General features: G+C 63.4%; 13 protein-coding genes. 4 read left to right on the top strand and 9 right to left on the bottom strand.

Going from position 1 to position 15,534, the window contains the following annotated elements; translation table 11 throughout:
* Window positions 1-51 precede the first annotated feature (51 nt).
* A complete protein-coding gene (locus R4P65_RS21365) occupies window positions 52-393 on the top strand; it encodes a metallopeptidase family protein (protein WP_317828086.1) in 342 nt (113 codons plus the stop codon).
* 106 nt (window positions 394-499) lie between these two features.
* Window positions 500-1,108, top strand: a complete 609-nt coding sequence (locus R4P65_RS21360) for a transcriptional regulator (protein WP_230815595.1) — start codon at window positions 500-502, stop codon at window positions 1,106-1,108.
* Window positions 1,109-1,119: 11 nt separating this feature from the next.
* Here R4P65_RS21360 and R4P65_RS21355 read toward each other — a convergent pair whose 3' ends face one another.
* The 8 genes from R4P65_RS21355 to R4P65_RS21320 form a co-directional block, all read right to left on the bottom strand.
* A complete protein-coding gene (locus tag R4P65_RS21355; protein ID WP_411742573.1) occupies window positions 1,120-2,172 on the bottom strand; it encodes a ferrochelatase in 1,053 nt (350 codons plus the stop codon).
* An 84-nt stretch (window positions 2,173-2,256) separates the two neighbouring features.
* Window positions 2,257-3,054, bottom strand: a complete 798-nt coding sequence (inhA, locus tag R4P65_RS21350) for an NADH-dependent enoyl-ACP reductase InhA (protein WP_003944803.1) — start codon at window positions 3,052-3,054, stop codon at window positions 2,257-2,259.
* 57 nt (window positions 3,055-3,111) lie between these two features.
* Window positions 3,112-3,861 carry a 3-oxoacyl-ACP reductase FabG1 gene (gene fabG1 / locus R4P65_RS21345; RefSeq protein WP_317828011.1) on the bottom strand — a complete coding sequence of 250 codons (750 nt, stop codon included), beginning with the start codon at window positions 3,859-3,861 and terminating at the stop codon, window positions 3,112-3,114.
* A 70-nt stretch (window positions 3,862-3,931) separates the two neighbouring features.
* Window positions 3,932-4,912, bottom strand: coding sequence for a VWA domain-containing protein (locus tag R4P65_RS21340; protein ID WP_019748426.1), 981 nt, complete (start codon window positions 4,910-4,912; stop codon window positions 3,932-3,934).
* A complete protein-coding gene (locus R4P65_RS21335) occupies window positions 4,909-5,901 on the bottom strand; it encodes a DUF58 domain-containing protein (protein ID WP_003944991.1) in 993 nt (330 codons plus the stop codon). The genes R4P65_RS21340 and R4P65_RS21335 overlap by 4 nt, the downstream gene beginning before the upstream one ends.
* Window positions 5,898-7,076, bottom strand: coding sequence for an AAA family ATPase (locus tag R4P65_RS21330; RefSeq protein ID WP_411742570.1), 1,179 nt, complete (start codon window positions 7,074-7,076; stop codon window positions 5,898-5,900). The genes R4P65_RS21335 and R4P65_RS21330 overlap by 4 nt, the downstream gene beginning before the upstream one ends.
* Window positions 7,077-7,228: 152 nt before the next feature.
* On the bottom strand, window positions 7,229-8,773 hold the full coding sequence (locus tag R4P65_RS21325) for an NlpC/P60 family protein (protein ID WP_317828084.1): 1,545 nt from the start codon (window positions 8,771-8,773) through the stop codon (window positions 7,229-7,231).
* 451 nt (window positions 8,774-9,224) lie between these two features.
* Complete coding sequence (locus tag R4P65_RS21320) at window positions 9,225-9,815, bottom strand: DUF6676 family protein (protein WP_317828010.1); 591 nt, start codon at window positions 9,813-9,815, stop codon at window positions 9,225-9,227.
* Between the two features lie 456 nt (window positions 9,816-10,271).
* On the opposite strand from R4P65_RS21320, the gene acnA reads away from it, so the two are divergent.
* On the top strand, window positions 10,272-13,073 hold the full coding sequence (gene acnA, locus R4P65_RS21315) for an aconitate hydratase AcnA (RefSeq protein WP_019748421.1): 2,802 nt from the start codon (window positions 10,272-10,274) through the stop codon (window positions 13,071-13,073).
* Window positions 13,074-13,253: 180 nt separating this feature from the next.
* The gene (locus R4P65_RS21310; RefSeq protein ID WP_214886600.1) at window positions 13,254-13,820 is read left to right on the top strand and encodes a TetR/AcrR family transcriptional regulator; all 567 of its coding nucleotides are present in this window, start codon (window positions 13,254-13,256) and stop codon (window positions 13,818-13,820) included.
* A gap of 60 nt (window positions 13,821-13,880) precedes the next feature.
* Here the strand turns inward: R4P65_RS21310 and R4P65_RS21305 are convergent, their stop codons facing one another.
* On the bottom strand, window positions 13,881-15,512 hold the full coding sequence (locus R4P65_RS21305) for an ABC-F family ATP-binding cassette domain-containing protein (protein WP_020907739.1): 1,632 nt from the start codon (window positions 15,510-15,512) through the stop codon (window positions 13,881-13,883).
* Between the last annotated feature and the right edge of the window lie 22 nt (window positions 15,513-15,534).

Here is a 15,534-nt window from a genome sequence, read left to right as displayed (position 1 = left end):
TGTTTCCACATGGACACACCCGGATCCCGCCCGCGCACGCACAATGGGCAGATGATCGACGTGGACGACAGTCAGTTCGAGGGCATGGTCAAGCGGGCGCTCGACAGCCTGCCACCGAAATTGGGTGCGGAGATGGCCAACGTCGCGGTGACCGTTCAACTCGAAGGTGGACGACCGGGGCTACTCGGGCTGTATCAGGGCATCCCACTGACCAAGAGAACCACCACGTACGCCGGCGTCCTTCCCGACCACATCACGATCTACCGCAGGGCAATCTGTGCGATCTGCAACACCGAAGACGAGGTGATCGAGCAAGTTCGTCGGACCGTGATCCACGAAATCGGCCACCACTTCGGGATCGGAGATCCCCGGTTGCGTGAACTTGGATGGTGACAACCGACTCATCTACAAGTCGGAAATCAGCTAGAGGTTGATAATCGACGAATTGTCATGTCAGCTGTACCAAGTCCGCAACAATTGAACACTTACAGGAGTTCGCATGGTCAATTTGATCCAGATCGCGCCGAAGAATACCCCGACGTTTGCGATGAGCCGACAGAAGGCCGCCGAACTGCTGGGCATCTCGGTCGACAGCGTCGCGTTTCTCCTCAAGTCTCGCTATCTCCCGGATCTGGACGCCGGCCGGTTGATCTCGATGGCCAACCAACCCTGGTTGTACTCGGACGGCGACTTTCCCGTCCTACAGCAGGGCGCATCCGAACTTGCACCCAAGAAGATGCTGCCCGCACGTAAGTACATCGGCGAGAGCGCAGTTCACTCCGACACTGAATGCGTGGAAGCCAACCAGGGGCAGTGGGCGGGATTCAACGTCGACCATGTGCTCGGCGCACGCTTCCTGCCTGTGACGCTGCGCAAGTTTCCGGTGTCGGTGCTGCAGATCCACGACGTCAACGACGACGACGAAGAACGAGTGTCATTTGTCGCGACCCTCGCCGGACGAGTCCGCGAACTGGGAGCGCCCAAGCTCAACTACATCGACCCGTCACTGAGCCCCGAGGATCGACAGATCGTCGAGACGCTCCTCACCTCGCGCAGCACGTCCACCGTTCCGGGGCCCTGCGGAAAGCTCAAGCAGCCGAACACCTGAGCGGCGGGCCGTCAGCGGGGGCGCTGAACGGCCGCGCAGCAATTCACCGCACACGAGCGACCGTTGGGGGTCGAGCCGAGCAGCGGCTCGACCCCCAGTCGCAGTGGCTGCTCGGCCTCGGCCAGTTCCCGAATGAGCGTGGGCACCAGCTGCGCAAAACGCTGATCGCGGCCGGGTGTTGCTGCGCGAACGAAATCCATCCCGAGTTCGGCTGCCTTGTCCTTGGCCTCGGTGTCCAGGTCCCACACCACTTCGAGGTGATCGGAGACGAAACCGACGGGGCACACGATCACGGCGCGAACATCCTTGGCGGACAACGCATCCAGGTGATCACAGATGTCGGGGTCCAGCCACGGAACCTGCGGCGGGCCTGATCGCGACTGCCACACCAGATCGAAATCTTCGACGCCGACGGCTTCGGCAACCAACTTCGCAGCCTCGGCGACCTGTCGGCTGTAGAGCTTTCCGCCCTCTGCCGGCGGCCCTGCATTGCGGTCTGCGGCACTCGGTACCGAATGCGCCGTGAACACCAGGCGCGCAGTATCGCGAGTCGCTTCGGGCAACTCTGCGCGGGCCGCGCGCACACCGTCGGCGAACGCGCCGACGACCAGCGGATGGTCGTAGTACTGGCGAAGTTTTGTCAATGTCGGTGCGCCGTCACCGACCGCGTCACGGGCGCGGGTGATGTCTTCGTGGTACTGCCGACATCCGGAGTAACCACCCCAGGCCGACGTGGCGAACACGGCGGCGTTGCGGACACCGTCCTCGCGCATCTTGGCGACGGTGTCTTCGACCATCGGGTGCCAGTTGCGGTTGCCGAAGTACACGGGCACATCCACGCCGGCTGCTGCCAGCTCACCTTCGACCCGTTCGATCAGGTCTCGGTTGAGCGCGTTGATGGGCGAAACTCCACCGAAATGCATGTAGTGCTCGACGACGGCGTCGAGCCGCTCCGGTGGCACTCCCCTACCGCGCGTGACGTTTTCGAGGAACGGCCGTACGTCTTCGGGTTTTTCGGGACCGCCGAACGACAAAACGAGAAGAGCATCGAACTGCATGTCCATACTTGCGGTCATGAGTTCAATCTTGCGCGATGCCGTTCGGCGGGGGTCACCCGGGTACTCAACTGCGTAGTAGAAGGGGTGCTACTAGCCGACCATCGCGTGGAAGCCGCCGTCGACGTAGATGATCGACGCGGTCGTGCCGGGCAACCAATCCGAGAGCACGGTGCAGACGGTCTTGGCCACGGGCTCGCGATCGTCGACGTCCCAGCCGATGGGCGCAGCACCGTCCCATGCGGTGTTCAGCTTGTCCAACTCCGCGCCCGGACCGGTGCTGTCACCGGCGATGGCCTTGGCGGCCAGGGTCTTGATCGGGCCGGAGGACACCAGGTTCGAGCGGATGCCGCGAACGCCGACCTCTTTGGCGACGTAACGGTTGACGGCCTCGAGGGTCGCCTTGGAGACGCCCATCCAGTTGTAGAACGGCATCGCGCGCGCCGGATCGAAGTCCATCCCGACGATGGACGCGTTGTCGTTGAGCACCGGCAGTAACGCCTTGGCCAGTGCGCTGTACGAGTATGCGGACACCTCGAGTGCGACCGCCACGTCCTCCCACGGCGCGTCCATGAACGGGCTTCCCAGGCAGGAGCGGGGGGCGAAGCCGATCGAGTGGACCACGCCGTCGATACCCTCGGGAGCCAGCTCGCGCACACGCTCGGCGAGAGAGGCGAGATCCTCCGAGCTCTGGACGTTGAGCGAGATTGCCGGCGGCACGGGCTGCGGCAGGCGCTGGGCGATGCGGTCGATGAGGCGCAGACGATCGAATCCGGTGATCAGTACCTTCGCGCCCTGCTCCTGCGCGACCTTGGCCACGTGGAACGCGATCGACGAATCGGTGATGATGCCGGTGACAAGAATGGTCTTACCCTCGAGCAAACCGCCCATGAGATGTCCTCCTGATTTCAGACGTACGAGAAAGGTGTGCGTGTGCGAAAAAGCGGATCAGTGGCCCATGCCGAGTCCACCGTCGACGGGGATGACTGCACCCGAGACGTATGCCGAATCGTCGGAGGCGAGGAAACTGACCACTGCTGCAACATCTTCCGGCTTTCCGGTCCGCTGCAACGGGATGAACTCGGTGGCCTTGTCCTTGACGTCGTCGCCCAGTGCTGCCGTCATGTCGGTCTCGATGAAACCTGGTGCGACGACGTTGGCGGTGATCGAACGAGAGCCGAGTTCCCGGGTCAGGGAACGAGCGATACCCACGATCCCTGCCTTGGACGCTGCGTAGTTGACCTGGCCGGCTTGTCCCGCCAGACCCACCACCGAGCCGAGGAAGATGAACCGTCCGAAACGCGCGCGCAGCATCGACCGGGTCGCACGCTTCGAGAGGCGGAACGTACCAGTGAGGTTCGCGTCGACGACGCTCGTGAACTGCTCTTCGCTCATTCGCATGATCAGTGTGTCGTCGGTGACGCCGGCATTGGCGACGATGACCTCGACCGCCCCCTGGTGCGCTTCGACCTCTTTGAATGCACGGTCGATCGACTCGGTGTCGGTGACGTCGCACACGACGCCGAACAACCCTTCGGGGACACCGGAACCGCGATGAGTGACGGCTACCTTGTGGCCGTCTGCGGCGAGCCGCTGAGCGACGGCCAAGCCGATTCCGCGGTTACCGCCGGTGACGAGCACCGAGCGCGGTGTGGTGACGGTCCGTTCGGAAACCACTGTCGTGGGAGGGGTAGACATGGCGATCAACCTATCAATTCTCTGCGGGCCGCGTACCAGCGGTATTTGGACAATTCGGAACTGCTCTCGATCAGGGCAGACGCTGCCTGCGTACCAGGGCAATCGTCAGACCAGCGGTCGCGAACACGACGCCGAGGACCAACCACGGTCGACTCGCATCTCCTCGTGTCGTCTCGAAACCGATCTGCTCTTCGAGCGTGTCGTACACCTGGCGCAATTCTTCGAGGCTCGATGCCGTGAAGAAACTTCCGCCGGAAAGGTTGGCGATCTCCTTCAAAGACGCGTCGTCGACCGGGACGGGAATTCGGTCGCCCTCGATCTCGACACGTCCGTATGTCGTTCCGAAGGAAATGGTGGAGATCGGGACGCCCTTGTCCTTGGCCTGTCGGGCAGCGGTGAATCCGCCCCGCGGATCGTCCGAATTCTCGGGAACGGTCTGCTTGCCGTCGGACAGCAACACGATGCGCGCCGGTGGGGCCTGATCGCTACCACCGAGGACAGCCGACAGCGTGTCGATCGACTGCAACGAGGTGAAGATCGCCTCGCCCGTCGCCGTCCGCTCACTGAGCTTGAGGTTGTCGATGGCGACCTTTGTCGCGTCACGATTCGTGGTGGGCGACACCAGAACCGAAGCTGTTCCGGCAAATGCGACCAACCCGAGGTTGATGCCAGGGGTCAGACCGTCAGCGAACGACTTGGCAGCTTCTTGCGCTGCTGCCAATCGCGTCGGCTCGACGTCGGTGGCCTGCATCGACAGCGACACGTCGATCACGAGGATCACCGTGGCACGGTTTCGTGGGACCTTCTTGTCCGCCGTCGGACCGGCAAGGGCGACAGTGAAGAACACCAACGCGACGACCATCAGAATCGCCGGAATATGACGCCACCGCCCGGGCCGAGAAGGCGCCACCTTCTCCAGCAGTGCGAAGTTCGTGAACCGAAGTGTGTGCTTGGCCCGCTGCTTCTGCACGAGTACGTAACCGACCACCAACGCGGCGATGACAGCGAGGAACAGCAGCCACCACGGTGCGGTGAATTGAGAAAGACTCACGAACGAACGCCCCCAGTTCCGGCGCCGGCACCATAACTGTGTCGGCGTGCCGAGATGAATCTCACGACGTCGGCGATCCAGTCCCTGTCGGTGTGCAGGGACATCAGCGGAGCGCCGCAACGACGTAGAGCTTGCCTGACCTCGACGCGGTGCTCAGCGGCGACTCTGGCGAAGTCGGCTCGCAGTTGCGGCGTCGTGGTGAATTCTCTCGTCCGACCTGACTCCGGATCGTGGAGCACCACGTCGCCGACGTCGGGCAGTTCGAGGTCACGCGGATCGACCACTTCGACGCCGAGCACGTCGTGCCGTCCCGAAATGGCGCGCAGCGAGCGTTCCCAGTCGATCGGCCCGAGGAAGTCACTGATGACCACCGCGAGTCCGCGCCGCCGCTGTGGGCGTCTGAGCGCTTCGATCGCGCCGACAAGATCACCGCGTACCCCGTCCGGAGCATGCGGAGTCGTCGCGATCTTGCGGAGCATCGCCTGTGCGTGAATTCGCCCACCGCGTGCCGGGATTCGAGTTGTCTGAGCGCCGGTCGAGATGATGGCGCCGACGCGGTTACCGCCCGAACTGGTCAGGTGAGTGATGGCTGCGGCTGCAGCGACAACCAGGTCGCGCTTCTCGCATCCGGCGGTCCCGAAGTCGAGGCTTGCGGACAGGTCGATGACGAGCCACGTTTCGAGCTCACGATCTGCAACCGACTGGCGCACGTGCGGGTGCGTCGTACGGGCGGTGACGGACCAATCCATCTGCCGAACGTCATCGCCTGGCTGATACTCGCGGGCGTCACCCGGTTCCGAACCAGGTCCGGGAATCAGGCCGAGGTGATCGCCGTGCAGCACACCGTCGAGGCGACGACGAACCGTCAGCTCGAGGGTGCGCAGCGCAGCGGTGAGTTTGGGATCGCTGAGCTCGCCGGATCGGAACGACGGCGGAGAACCGGTGGATCCGGCGGGTGTCGCCTGGCCACCGTCGCGGCCTTCGGTCACTGCGGGCGACTCATCGTCTCAGCGGTCGCTATCGGCGCGCCGTTGCCCTGCGGATTAGCTGTGCCCTGTGCGTTGAACTGGGGTGCTTGCGGTGCGCCCTGCTGGAGCGGGCCGGGAACGGTGGGGACCGGCCGCGCGGCGATCTGCGGCAGTCCGACGGTCTGCAGCACCCGGGCGATGACGGCGTCGGGAGTCACCTCGTCGGCCATGGCGTCGTAGGAAAGAACGAGGCGGTGGCGCAACACGTCCGGGATCACCTCGATGACGTCCTGCGGCACGACGTAGTCGCGCCCGCGGACGAGAGCGAGAGCTCGCGACGCGGCGATGATGCCGAGCGTCGCTCGGGGTGAGGCGCCATACGCGATCCAGCCTGCGACGTCCTCCAGTCCGACCTCACGCGGCGTGCGCGTAGCGGCGATGACCCGGACAACGTAGTCGACGAGCGCGTGGTGAACGAAGACGTTGCTGGCGACGCGTTGGAGCCTGACCAACTCCTCCGGACCGAGGATCTGGTGCGGCTCCGGGGCCGCGACGCCCATCCGGTAGACTATTTCGCGCTCTTCTTCGACCGTTGGGTAGTCGACGAGGATCTTGAACAGGAAGCGGTCGCGCTGCGCTTCGGGGAGCGGATAGACGCCCTCGTTCTCGATGGGGTTCTGTGTCGCCATCACCAGGAACGGGTCGGGCATGTGGTAACGCTTACCGCCGATCGACACGTGGCGTTCGGCCATCACCTCGAGGAGCGCGGACTGCACCTTGGCCGGGGCACGGTTGATTTCGTCGGCCAACACGAAGTTGGCGACGACGGGTCCGAGTTCGGTGTCGAACTCCTCGCGGCCCTGACGGTAGATGCGCGTGCCGATCAGGTCGGTGGGCACCAGGTCCGGGGTGAACTGGACGCGGGAGAACGAACCGCCGACGACCTTCGCGAAAGTCTCGACGGCCAGCGTCTTGGCGACACCGGGGACGCCTTCGAGGAGGACGTGCCCCTTGGCAAGAAGCCCGACGAGAATGCGCTCGACAAGCCGGTCCTGCCCGACGATGACTCGCTTGACCTCGTAAATCGCTCGTTCCAAGGTCTGAACGTCGGCTGCCAGGGAAGGTGCTGCTCCGTCCGCACTTCCGCTCGCCTTGCTTACGTCGACCGTTCCGACCGAATCTTCACGTGAGGTCACCAAGAATCCATCGCTTTCACCTAGAAAAGTACCGACAGTAACGTGTTCCCCGTCAACTATTCCAGGTAGTTGCGCTCGATGCCGTAACACCACGTCGGGAACTTGATACTTCCCCTGACAATGCGGGCGTCAGCGACAATTTCCTCTGACCGTCAGGACACCAGTCGGACGGCGTACGGCGTCATTCCGCCCCAACGAACCGGGGAGACCATGACACTCGAACCGGATTGTGGCGCCTCGAGCATCTGCCCGTTACCGAGGTAGAGCGCCACGTGCTGGCTGGCGTTGGGACCGTAGAAGATCATGTCGCCGCGCTTCATCTCCGAAGACGGAATCTGCGTGCCCGCGGTGTACTGATAGCCGGTGTAGTGCGGCAGCGAGATTCCGATGCCGGCGAAGGCGTAGATCATCAAGCCCGAGCAGTCGAAACCCACTTTGTTGAAGTCTCCGTAACTGTCAGCGACGCCGCCGTCACGGATGCCTCGAGTCGGACCGTTCTCGTCGCCGCCGCCCCAGGCGTACTGCACGCCGAGCTGAGACATTCCGCGGTCGATGACGGATTCGATTGCAGCGCTTCCGGTAACGGAAGGCTTCGGAGTGGTGGGTTTCGGAGTCGTCGGCTTGGGGGTGGTGGGTTTGGGCGTCGTGACCGTTTCCTCGTCGGTGCCGGTCTCTTCGTCCGTGCCTGTTTCCTCGTCGGTCCCGGTTTCTTCGTCAGTCCAGGTGTCGTCGTCCGGGATGACGGTCGGAGTCGGGTCTTCGACAGCGGTGTGCGGACGCTGAGCTGCTGCCAGTGCTGCAGCTCGATCCTTCGCGGCCTGGTCGGCAGCTGCGCGGGCAGCAGCTTGTGCGGCAGCTTCCTTGGCGGCAGCTTCGAGCGCCTTCTGATGAGCTTCCTCGGCGCGACGCTGGTCGTCCCACGTCGCGTACGCCTGGCGTTGGCCCTGCAAGCCTGCGACTGCATTGCGGGCGGCGTCGAGTTGGGCCTGAGCGGAGTTGCGCTCGGCTTCGATCGCGGCCTTCTTGGCTACCTGCTGATCGAGAGCGTTGCGCGCGATCTGAATCGCCTGCTCGGCCAGATCCTTCAGTTGTGCCGCGACCTCGGCGGCGGCGTCGGCCTGCTGCTTTGCCTGGCGGGTCGCGGAGTCCTTGTTCGCCTGCTCGGTACGTGCTCGTTGGAGACCGTCGAGCACTGCGCTCTGCGTATTGGCGAGCAGTTTGAGGACCTGTGCGCGGTCGAGGACGTCGCCCGGGCCCTTCGCGTCGAGGAACGACGAGATGGACGCGGTATTGGTGCCCTTGACGTAGCTCGAGCGTGCGTACTTGTCGAAGTCCGTCTGAGCGACCTCGATCTGCGCCGACGCGTCTTTCAGAGCCTGTTTGGTGACTCCGACGGCCTGCGCTGCGGAGTCTGCGGCGCCGCGGGCGGTCTGCAGATCCACGAGAGTCTTGTTGACGTCTTCACGCTTGATCGCAACTTCGTTGTCGAGTGCCGACAACTGTTCGTTGGCCGATGCGACTTGATTGATGAGCGCGCTGACGGTGCCGACGCTCGACGAGACCTGCGAATCGGCCGCGGCGATGTCCGAATCACTCGGATTCGGCGGCGGCGGCGGTACGGCCGAGGACATGGCCGGCGTTCCGACGATCAGGGATCCGACGACGCCGAATCCGATGACCAGTTGCGCCAGGCGCATCGACTTACGGGAAGGACCACGACGGGACTCGCCGCCACGTGTTACTTGCCTCACAAATAACTCTCCCTCGCGTGTAACGCCACGGCCCGCTGGGTCGCCGATCCGTGCGGGGAGGGAATGCGCAGACCAAGCACCGGTCGCCCACAGCCCGAGAGCTGACGGTCGACCCGGACGTGCCGTAAGAACGCCGCCGACGGAACCTCGAGAACAAGGCAACCGACAAGTACGCGTCGAACAACATCAGCCTGTCTGCGACACTTCTTCCCCAAAAAGTGCCAGTTGTACCGTACGACACTCAAGCGTTCTTTGGAAACTTTAGCCACAAATAACACAAACGGTATTTGAGCTGGTCGAACGGCATGCAGGCACCAAAAAGGGCAGGTACTCACCACAAACAGCGGTGAGTACCTGTTTTCGACGAGTTACTGAAAATCTCGCAAAAGGACCAAGGTCAGGCGGAATCGGCCCGGTGGTCGGAAGATGTCGCAATCTCTGAAGCAGAAGCGATATGTCTGGTTTGCGTGTTTTCCGGCTCTCGCCGCCACTTGACGGTGAAGGTAATTCCGGCAATTACCGCCACCGCGGCGATGACAAGAACCGTGTACAACGTCCACGGCGGACCAGGCTCCACGATCTCGTGCGAGAAACGGTCCGCGGTCACACTCGCGGTTTCACCGAATGATCGGTCCTGTGCAGTTTCGAGTTGGACGCGAGAGATCGAGTCGCTGTAGCTGCCCATCCAGTCCGGGCTCAGAACGAGGACCGTACCGCCTTCAGACTTGCCGACCGTCGTGGCCATGTCCCGAAGATCGGACGGCCGGCCCGGATTCGCATCGACGACGACGACGCTCAAGTCGACACCGCGTTCGCGAGCGTCGGTCACCACCGCGGCCAGCTCGGCAACATCGGACTCGGGGGCGGAGACGCCGTCCGTCGAGAGATCCGCAAGTACGTCGTCGAGATCGACGTCCGACGGAACAGCGGCGTGCGACGGTGACTTCACGTGCACAGGCGCAAAAGCGTGATTGGTAGGAGCAGACATCTCTCATCCGGGTGCTGTTCGGATTCCGTCCACCGCTGAGTTGCGGGGAGTTGGTCCGAGGTCGTTTTTCGGCGGCCGACCCGCGACGGGCCTGCATGCACCCTACTTCAGGTCGACTGCCGCCCGGCGTCAGACACAACCGTCGCGCGTGCCACCTGAGCGGTAACTGTGGGTGCGGTCACCCAGCCAAGCCTGCGTTGCGCAGGCCCGCAGTCTGCATGAAGATTGTTTCGGTCAACTTGCCCTGAATTCTCACAGGACAAGCGTACTGTTAGACTTGGACCAAGAGGTACCACCGGTCAGGACGGGTTCTACTGCAGCTCCGATGTTCGGACAGTTCTCACGCGAACTGTGCGATTGGCGTGAGCTACGGAGGGATCTACCAGCCGAAGTACCTCGCTTCAGCTGCCGACACAGCCCCGTCGGTGGCGACCCTCATAGACGAGTGGAGCAGACGTGAGCACCAGTATCGATTCATTCGGAGCCAAGGGAACCCTCGAGGTCGGTGAGAACTCTTACGAGATCTTCCGCCTCTCGGCCGTCCCCGGCACCGAGAAATTGCCCTATTCCTTGAAGGTTCTCGCCGAGAACCTTCTCCGCACCGAAGACGGTGCCAACATCACCGCGGATCACATCCGCGCCATCGCGAGCTGGGATCCCTCAGCTGAGCCGAGCATCGAAATCCAGTTCACGCCTGCCCGCGTGATCATGCAGGACTTCACCGGCGTCCCTTGCATCGTCGACCTCGCCACCATGCGTGAGGCAGTCACCACCCTCGGCGGCGACCCGAACAAGGTCAACCCGCTCTCCCCCGCCGACATGGTCATCGACCACTCGGTCATCCTCGACGTCTTCGGCCAGGCCGACGCACTCGAGCGCAACGTCGACCTCGAATACGAGCGCAACGGCGAGCGTTACCAGTTCCTTCGTTGGGGCCAGGGCGCATTCGACGACTTCAAGGTCGTCCCCCCGGGAATGGGCATCGTTCACCAGGTCAACATCGAGTACCTGGCGCCCACCGTCATGTCCCGTAACGGACAGGCCTACCCCGACACCTGTGTCGGCACCGACTCGCACACCACGATGGTCAACGGCCTCGGCGTGCTCGGCTGGGGCGTCGGCGGCATCGAGGCCGAGGCAGCAATGCTCGGCCAGCCCGTCTCCATGCTGATCCCCCGCGTTGTCGGCTTCAAGCTCTCCGGTGAGATCAAGCCCGGCGTCACCGCAACCGACGTCGTGCTCACCGCCACCGAGATGCTCCGCAAGCACGGCGTCGTCGGCAAGTTCGTCGAGTTCTACGGCAACGGTGTTGCCGAGGTTCCGCTCGCGAACCGCGCAACGCTGGGCAACATGAGCCCCGAATTCGGTTCCACCGCAGCGATCTTCCCGATCGACGCCGAGACCATCGAGTACCTGCGCCTCACCGGCCGCAGCGACGAGCAGCTCGCTCTCGTCGAGGCGTACGCCAAGGAACAGGGCCTGTGGCACAACCCCGACAAGGAACCCGTCTTCTCGGAGTACATCGAGCTGGATCTGGGAACCGTTGTTCCCTCGATCGCCGGCCCGAAGCGCCCGCAGGACCGAATCCTGTTGTCGGAGTCCAAGACTGCGTTCCGCAAGGACATCCACAACTACGTGGAAGAGAACTACCCGACCGAGCACACCCAGCTCGACGAGGCCGTCGAAGAGTCCTTCCCGGCTTCCGATCCCGCGGTTCTGTCGTTTGCCGACGACGGAGCGGTCGACGTTCTCTCTGCTGCCAACGGTGCAGAAGGCCGTCCGAGCAAGCCGGTGGTCGTCAAGTCCGACGCCGGTGAGTTCGTTCTCGATCACGGCGCCGTTGTTGTTGCAGGTATCACCTCCTGCACAAACACGTCCAACCCGTCGGTCATGCTCGGTGCTGCACTGCTCGCACGCAACGCCGTCGAAAAGGGCCTCGCCACCAAGCCGTGGGTCAAGACCAACATGGCTCCCGGTTCGCAGGTCGTCACCGATTACTACGAGAAGGCCGGCCTGTGGCCGTACCTCGAGAAGCTCGGTTACTACCTCGGCGGTTACGGGTGCACCACGTGCATCGGTAACACCGGACCCCTGCCCGAGGCAGTCTCGAAGGCCATCAACGACAACGACCTCTCGGTCACCGCGGTGCTCTCGGGTAACCGCAACTTCGAGGGACGTATCTCCCCCGACGTCAAGATGAACTACCTGGCTTCCCCGCCGCTCGTGATTGCCTACGGCCTCGCCGGAACCATGGACTTCGACTTCGAGACCGATTCGCTCGGTAACGACACCGACGGAAACCCCGTCTACCTCAAGGACATCTGGCCGTCCACGCAGGAAATCGAAGAGACCATCAAGTCCTCGATCGACCAGGACATGTTCCGCAAGTCGTACGCAACCATCTTTGCGGGCGACAGCCGCTGGCAGAACCTCGAAACCCCGAAGGGTGACACCTTCGAGTGGGACGTGAACTCCACCTACGTGCGGAAGCCACCCTACTTCGACGGCATGACGATGGATCCGGCTCCGGTCAAGGACATCAAGGGCGCTCGCGTCCTCGCTCTGCTCGGCGACTCGGTCACCACCGACCACATCAGCCCGGCAGGTCCGATCAAGGTCGGTACCCCCGCTGCGCAGTACCTCGACTCCCACGGCGTCGAGCGTGCGGATTACAACTCGCTCGGTTCTCGTCGCGGTAACCACGAGGTCATGATTCGCGGAACGTTCGCGAACATCCGTCTGCGCAACCAGCTCCTCGACGACGTCTCCGGTGGTTACACCCGCGACTTCACGCAGGAAGGCGCACCGCAGGCATTCATCTACGACGCGTCGCAGAACTACCAGGCAGCCGGCATCCCGCTGGTCGTCCTGGGCGGCAAGGAGTACGGCTCCGGATCCTCGCGTGACTGGGCAGCCAAGGGCACCAGCCTGCTCGGCGTCAAGGCCGTCATCACCGAGTCGTTCGAGCGCATCCACCGCTCCAACCTCATCGGCATGGGCGTTGTCCCGCTGCAGTTCCCGGTCGGCGAGTCCGCAGGTTCGCTCAAGCTCGACGGCACCGAGACCTTCGACATCGAAGGCGTCGAGAAGCTCAACGAGGGCGTCACCCCGAAGACCATGAAGGTCACGGCGACGCGCGAGAACGGCGAGAAGGTCGTGTTCGACGCAGTCGTACGCATCGATACCCCCGGCGAAGCGGATTACTACCGCAACGGTGGCATCCTGCAGTACGTGCTTCGCAACATGATCCGGGGCTAGTAGGCACTACGTGCCTGTGAGCACTTTCGGCCCCTGACGGGTCACAAAGCGCTCACGACCACTTTCGCCGGAAGGCGAACCAGGTTTCATCGGTGGTCGTGAGCGCTTTGTGCACTGAGTCGACATTCAGCGCCTACGGCCGAAAGTGCTCACAGGCAACCCGACAAAGGAGGGATGCCCGTGCCCAAGGTCAGTGAAGACCATCTCGCGGCACGGCGCAGTCAGATCCTTGACGGCGCCCGCCGCTGCTTTGCGGAATACGGCTACGACGGCGCCACAGTTCGCCGTCTCGAAGAAGTCACCGGTTTGTCCCGGGGAGCGATCTTTCATCACTTCAAGGACAAGGACGGCTTGTTCCTCGCGCTTGCCAGCGAGGATGCGAGCCGGATGGCAGATGTCGTCGCCGAAGAGGGCCTCGTCCAGGTCATGCGGGACATGCTCGCGCAGCCCGATCAATTCGATTGGCTGGGAACGCGCCTGGAGATAGCGCGTCGACTACGCAATGACGCCGATTTCCGCGAGAAGTGGTCGCAGCGCTCCGCAGAACTGACGGAAGCGACCAGTGCGCGGCTAGCCCGACAGAAATCGGCCGGCCGACTCCGTGACGACGTTCCCACCGAAATCCTGATCGGGTATCTGGATCTGGTGATGGACGGCCTGGTCGCGAGAATCGCCTCCGGCCACGGCGTCGACAACCTTTCGGCTGTTCTCGATCTGGTCGAGGAGTCTGTGCGGCGAAGGGATTGAGGGGCTTCGCCCCTGTGCGCCTTTTTGGTAGTTCCCACTACCAAAATGGCGCACAGGGGGTTAGGCGAGCTGGATCAGCTCGAGGTACTCCTGCGACCAGTGGTCCTCGTTACCGTCGGGCAGGAGGATGACTCTCTCGGGGTTGAGTGCCTCGGCAGCACCCGGATCGTGGGTGACCAGGACGACGGCACCGGTGTAACTGCGGAGCGCATCGAGCACCTGCTCGCGTGAGATCGGGTCCAGGTTGTTGGTGGGCTCGTCGAGAAGCAGAACGTTGGCGGCCGACGACACCAGACCGGCCAGAGCCAGACGCGTCTTCTCGCCACCCGAGAGCGTTCCGGCCGGCTGTTCGAGCTGCGGGCCGGTGAACATGAAGGCACCGAGCAGCGAACGCAGTTCCTGCTCCCCTGTGTCCGGCGCGGCGTGGCGGATGTTCTCCCACACGGACGCGTCGTCGTCGAGGGTGTCGTGCTCCTGAGCGAAGTAGCCGACCTTGAGTCCGTGACCGGCGATCAGCTCACCCGCGTCCGCCTTCTCCGCGCCCGCGAGGATGCGAAGCAGCGTGGTCTTACCCGCACCGTTGAGTCCGAGGATGACCACACGCGATCCACGGTCGATTGCGAGATCGACACCGGTGAAGATCTCGAGCGAGCCGTACACCTTGGTGAGGTTCTTGCCCATCAGCGGAGTCTTGCCACACGCTGCGGGTTCGGGGAAACGAATCCGCGCCACCTTGTCCGAGACACGTTCGGCGTCGAGATTCGCCATCAACTTGTCGGCTCGCTTCGCCATGTTCTGCGCGGCGACGGCCTTGGTTGCCTTGGCGCCCATCTTCGCTGCCTGAATCCGCAGCGCGCCGGCCTTCTTCTCGGCATTGGCGCGCTCACGACGGCGACGCTGCTCGTCCGTGGCGCGTGCGTCGAGGTACTTCTTCCAGTTCATGTTGTAGACGTCGGCCTCACCGCGAACGGCATCGAGGAACCACACGCGGTTGACTACGTCGTTGAGCAGGTCGACGTCGTGGCTGATGACCACCAGTCCACCCTCGTGGTTCTGGAGGAATCCACGCAGCCAGGTGATGGAGTCGGCGTCGAGGTGGTTGGTGGGCTCGTCGAGCAGCAGAGTCGTGTCGGAGCGGGCACCGCTGCCGTCGGAGGCGGCAAAGAGGATTCGCGCCAATTCGACACGACGACGCTGACCGCCGGACAGCGTGCTGAGCGGCTGCCCGAGAATACGGTCTTCGAGGCCGAGGCTGCTGGTGATACGTGCGGCTTCGCTCTCGGCTTCGTAGCCGCCGAGGGCCGAGAATCGATCCTCGAGCTGGCCGTACTTCTTGACCGCGCGGTCCTGAGATTCCTGATCGAGCACCTCGCCCATCAGGATCTGCTGCTTCTCCATCTCGCGGAGCATCGTGTCGAGGCCGCGGGCAGAGAGAACCCGGTCCTTGGCGAGGATGCTCAAGTCGCCCTCTTTGGGGTCCTGCGGGAGGTATCCGAGTTCACCGGTGCGTACGACGCTTCCCGCATATGCCTCCCCTTCACCGGCGAGGATGCGCAGAGTGGTCGTCTTTCCGGCACCGTTACGTCCGACGAGGCCGATCCGATCGCCCGGCTGGATGCGCAGCGAGGGCCCGGGAGCCGTGAGAAGGGTGCGGACACCGGCACGAACTTCGAGGTCAGTGGCGGTAATCAAGCAAACTCCTCAGGAAAAACGA

Origin of the sequence: Rhodococcus sp. IEGM 1318 (assembly GCF_033142465.1) — a bacterium.
Classification (GTDB): Bacteria; Actinomycetota; Actinomycetes; order Mycobacteriales; family Mycobacteriaceae; genus Rhodococcus_F; species Rhodococcus_F qingshengii_B.
This window is presented reverse-complemented; position numbering and strand designations above follow the sequence as displayed.

Bases quoted from the DNA above. Each gene is read 5' to 3' on its own strand.
- R4P65_RS21365 (WP_317828086.1), top strand. From the start codon at position 52: ATGATCGACGTGGACGACAGTCAGTTCGAGGGCATGGTCAAGCGGGCG.
- fabG1 (WP_317828011.1), bottom strand. From the start codon at position 3,861: ATGTCTACCCCTCCCACGACAGTGGTTTCCGAACGGACCGTCACCACA.
- inhA (WP_003944803.1), bottom strand. From the start codon at position 3,054: ATGGGCGGTTTGCTCGAGGGTAAGACCATTCTTGTCACCGGCATCATC.
- R4P65_RS21320 (WP_317828010.1), bottom strand. From the start codon at position 9,815: ATGTCTGCTCCTACCAATCACGCTTTTGCGCCTGTGCACGTGAAGTCA.
- R4P65_RS21325 (WP_317828084.1), bottom strand. From the start codon at position 8,773: ATGCGCCTGGCGCAACTGGTCATCGGATTCGGCGTCGTCGGATCCCTG.
- R4P65_RS21355 (WP_411742573.1), bottom strand. From the start codon at position 2,172: ATGGACATGCAGTTCGATGCTCTTCTCGTTTTGTCGTTCGGCGGTCCC.
- R4P65_RS21360 (WP_230815595.1), top strand. From the start codon at position 500: ATGGTCAATTTGATCCAGATCGCGCCGAAGAATACCCCGACGTTTGCG.